At 77.8% G+C, this 4343-nt stretch carries 4 protein-coding genes; all 4 read right to left on the bottom strand.

Annotated features, from left to right (window positions below; genetic code table 11):
* Nucleotides 1–1159 (bottom strand): D-alanyl-D-alanine carboxypeptidase family protein (locus tag ABD52_RS36455; RefSeq protein WP_047894753.1); only part of this gene is annotated, 1159 nt, incomplete at its 3' end.
* Nucleotides 1160–1259: 100 nt separating this feature from the next.
* A complete protein-coding gene (locus ABD52_RS36450; RefSeq protein WP_047894752.1) occupies nt 1260–1982 on the bottom strand; it encodes a polysaccharide deacetylase family protein in 723 nt (240 codons plus the stop codon).
* A complete protein-coding gene (locus ABD52_RS36445) occupies nt 1979–3142 on the bottom strand; it encodes a glycosyltransferase (protein WP_047894751.1) in 1164 nt (387 codons plus the stop codon). The genes ABD52_RS36450 and ABD52_RS36445 overlap by 4 nt, the downstream gene beginning before the upstream one ends.
* A gap of 62 nt (nt 3143–3204) precedes the next feature.
* A partial coding sequence (locus ABD52_RS36440; protein ID WP_047894750.1) for a D-alanyl-D-alanine carboxypeptidase family protein occupies nt 3205–4343 on the bottom strand: 1139 nt, incomplete at its 5' end.

Genomic DNA, 4343 nt, shown 5'->3' with positions numbered 1-4343 from the left:
TCGTCACAGTCACGCCCGTACCGGGACGCGGCCCGGGTGCCGCCCCGCCGCCCCGCAGACCGGCCTGCCCGGCCAGCGCCGAGGCCGCCCCGCCCGCCGGTGGCGCCGACCGGTCCAGCTCCCCCGGCTCGACCAGCCGTCCCACCGCGGCGTCGCGGGGCTGCGCGAACCCCCAGTCCAGCAGCGCCGCGCCCTGCTGCCAGCCCCGCTGCGTGGTCACCTCGGCGCCGAGCAGCGTGACCACGAGACGCCGCCCGCCGCGCTCGGCCGCGCCGACGTACGTGTGCCGGGCCAGGTCGGTGAAGCCGGTCTTGCCGCCGAGCGCGCCCGGATAGTGGTCCAGCAGCATGTTGTCGTTGGAGATCGCGAACCCCTTCGCCCGCTGCGCCAGCTGGGCCGGGATCTGCGCGATCCGGGTGGCGGCGTACCTGCGGAACGCCGGGTCGGCGAAGCACGCCCGCGCGATCAGCGCCAGGTCGTACGCGCTGGTGAACTGCCCCGGTCCGTCCAGCCCGGACGGGGTGACCGCGTGCGTCTGCCGGGCGCCCAGGCGGTGCGCCTCCTCGTTCATCGCCCGCACCCCGCCGGCCAGCCCGTCCGGGCCGCCGCCGAGGCGGGCGAGCGCGTTGGCCGCCTCGTTGCCGGAACGCAGCAGCAGGCCGAGCCAGATCGTCTCGATCCGGTAGCGCCCGCCCTCCACCAGCCCGACCGCCGAGCTGCCCGGTTCGACAGCCAGGTCCCCGGCGGTCACCGTCGCCTCCCGGTGCGGGTCCAGCCGGGGCAGCATGGTGGCGGCCAGCAGCAGCTTCTGCACGCTCGCCGGTACGCCGTACTCGTGCGGGCCGCAGCCGCCGAGCACCGCGCCGCTGTCCAGGTCGGCGACCACCCAGGAGGTGGCTGTCACCGCAGGCGGCGCGCTCGACGCGGGCGGGACGACCAGGCCGGCGGTGTCGAGCGCGGCGCCGCCGACGGCCCGCGCGGCCGGGTCGGGCGCCGGCGGCGGCTGCGGCGGCCGGGTCGACGGGGCCGGCACGTTCGGGCAGGGCGGCGCGGCGGGCAGCCGGCGTACCGGCGAACGGACGGCGGCCACGGCCGGTGTCGCCGGCACCGGCAGCAGCAGGGCGGCGGCCAGCGCCACGAAGGGTCCCCAGGTCCTCATGACCCGGACGCTAGCCACGCCGACCCGAACGGGTCACCGGCTCCGGGATTCGCGTTCCGGCGCCGCGGGCGCGCGGTAGGCTCCGCCGCCCGCTCGCGGATCAGCGCGCGCGGAGCCCGTGGCCGGCGAGCGGGCCGACGTGCCATCCGCGCCGGCGACACTCGGCCAGCACGCGCGGAAGCGCGGCGAGACCGGCCCGCCAGGCGCCCGGTGCGGCGGTACGGGAGGAGTCGTGCAGCAGGATCGTGCCGCCCCCGTCCAGCCCGGCCAGGACGGTGCGTGCGACGGTGCCGGCGGTGGCCGTGGCGGTCCAGTCCCGGCCCCAGCAGCTCCACAGCACCGGCCGCAGGCGCAGCCGCCGGGCGGCCACGAGCGCGGCGGTGGTGAGCACGCCGTACGGCGGTCGCAGGAACCGGGGCGGACGGCCGGTGACGTCGGTGACCAGGTCGTACGCACGGGTCAGATCGCGAACCGTGCGAGCCGGACCGCGCAGCAGCAGGTTGTCGTGCGTCCAGCCGTGCACGGCCATCTCGTGGCCGTCGCCGACCACCCGGCGACCCAGCGCCGGGTGGCGCCGCAGCATCGCGCCGAGCACGAAGAACGTGGCGCGGACCCGGTGCGCCGCCAGCACGTCCAGGACGTGGCCGGTGGACTCCGGGTCCGGGCCGTCGTCGAAGGTCAGCGCGACCCGGTCGGGCGCCCCGAGCCCGTGCAGGCCGGGCAGCAGCAGCCGCCGTACGGCGGGCAGGGCCGTCACCACCGGCGCCGCCTGCACCGCCGGCAGCGCGAGTGCGGCGGCCGGGGCGAGGGTGGCGGCTCTCATCGCAGGCCGCCGGTGGACTGGAGCAGCGCGGCGAGGACGGCGACCGCGTCGCCGACCGGGTCCAGCAGGGGGCGACGTGTACCGGCCGGGCCCGCGGGCGGTGCCCGGCGTGCCGCCTCGGCGACCAGGCCGGCCGGGTCCTGGGACACGTCGTCGCGGGACGGGGCCACCGGTCCGGTCCCGATCACCGCCGCGAGCACCGGCCCGAGTTGCTGCGGTGTGGCAGCCCACCGGCTCAGGCCGGCGCGGGCCAGGATCGCGGCGTTCGCGCGTCCGTGCCCGGCGATGGGCCGGTACGTGACCACCGGCAGCCCGGCCGCCAGCGCCTCCTGGCAGGTCAGCCCACCGGCGTTCTCCACCATGACGTCGACGGCGCGCATCAGCGCCGGCATGTCGTCGACCCAGCCCAGCACGTGCCGGCCGGCGCCGCGCAGCCGGTGGCGCAGCGCCGCGTTGTGCCCGCACACCACGACCGGCCGGACGCCCGCGGCGGCGACCTCGGCCACCGTGGCCGCCACCTCGCCGGCGCCCCAGGAGCCCGCGACGACGAGCGCGAGCACACCCTCGGCCGGGAGACCGAACCGCTGCCGGGCCCGCCGCCGGTCCTCCGGGCCGGTGCGGGTGAAGGCGCGGGACACCAGCGGCTGCACCGCGGTGACGTCGGCGGCGGAGGCCTGGTGCGTCTCGGCGTGGCGGACCGCGCAGTACACGTCGACGCCCGGCGCGAGCCAGGTCGGGTGCACCACGAAATCCGTCACATAGGTGATCACCGGGACACGGAGCCGCCCGCGGCGCCGCAGCGGGCCGAGGAGCTGGTTGGCGAACGGATACGTGGTGACCACGGCCCGCGTGTCGGGCGGGATGCGGCGGCGCAGGTGACGCCGGAACGGCCGCAGCAGTGCGCGGATCGCGCGTACGGCGGTCTGCGAGCTGCCGGTCAGCCGGAACAGCGCGTGGTAGCCCCAGGGAAGCCGGTGCAGCACGCCCCGGTACGTCTCGCGTACCACCCGGTGGACCGGGTGGGGCAGCAGGTGCAGGAGGTTCAGCCGGTCCACCGCGAAGCCCCGCGCACGCAGCCGGTGCGCCAGCTCGTCGGCAGCCCGGTCGTGTCCGGCGCCGATGTCCGCCGAGACCACCACGATCCGGCCCGGGTGCTCCATGCCGGGCGCATACCCACGGAACCGGTGTCCACGCGACCCCGCCCGGGGCGCCGGTGACCGGGTCAGGCGCGGCGGCGTCCGCGGCGGCGGGATCGGCCGCGGCGGGCGGCGAGCACCGCCGCCAACCCGCCGACGGTGAGGGCCAGCAGACCGGCGACCGGCACGATCACCCGCCAGTCCCCGTCGCCGATGCGGTGCAGCGCCGTCCCGGCCGGTCCCCGCCACGGCGGGGAGGCGGTACGTCTCGGTTCGGCGGCCGCCGCCTGCCGGGGCTCCGCCGCCTCGGCGTCCCGCTCACCCGGCTCGACCAGCCGGCCGACCGAGGCGTCCCGGGGCAGCCGGAAGGCCCAGTCGAGCAGCTGGGCGCCCTGCTGCCAGCCGCGTACCGGGCGGGCCTCGGCGCCGAGCAGCGTCACCACGAGGCGGCGTCCGTCCCGCTGCGCGGCGCCGACGTAGCTGTGCCGGGCCAGCTCGGTGAAGCCGGTCTTGCCGCCGAGCGCGCCGGGATAGCGGTAGATGAGCTGGTTCTCGTTCTGGATCTGGAACCCGCCCTTCTTCAGCGCGGGCTGGGCCGGGATCTGCGTGCGCTCGGTGAGCGCGTACCGGCGGAACGCGGCGTCGGCGAAGCAGGCCCGCGCGATGAGCGCCAGGTCGTACGCGCTGGTGAACTGGCCGGGACCGTCCAGGCCGGACGGCGTGACCGCGTGCGTCTGCCCGGCGCCGAGCCGGCGGGCCTGCTCGTTCATCTCGGCGACGCCTGCCTGCGCGCTGCCGGCGCCGAGGCGGGCCAGCATGTTCGCGGCGTCGTTGCCGGACTGGAGCAGCAGGCCCAGCCACAGCGTCTCCACGCTGTAGCGGCCGCCGACGAGCAGGCCGACGGCCGAGCTGCCCGGCTCGATGTCCAGGTCGGCGCGGGTGGCGACGGCGACGTGCTTCGGGTCCAGCCGACTCAGCATGGTGGCGGCCAGCAGCAGTTTCTGGGTGCTGGCCGGGGTGCCGGGGACGTGTGCGCCGCACGCGCCGAGGACCTCGCCGGTGTCCAGGTCCGCCACGAGCCAGGTGGTGGCGGTGACCGCCGGAGGCGCGGGGCTGCCCGGTGGCACGACCAGCCCGGCACCGGCCAGCGCCTCGCCGCCCACCGCCGCCTGTTCGGGCGTCGTGGCCGGCGGTGCCGGGCGGGGCGGCCGGCTGACCTTCGGGG

The organism is Micromonospora sp. RV43 (assembly GCF_001029515.1).
Taxonomy (GTDB): domain Bacteria; phylum Actinomycetota; class Actinomycetes; order Mycobacteriales; family Micromonosporaceae; genus Micromonospora; species Micromonospora aurantiaca.
The sequence above is the reverse complement of the archived record's forward strand: the minus strand, read 5'-3'. Positions and strand labels throughout refer to the sequence as shown.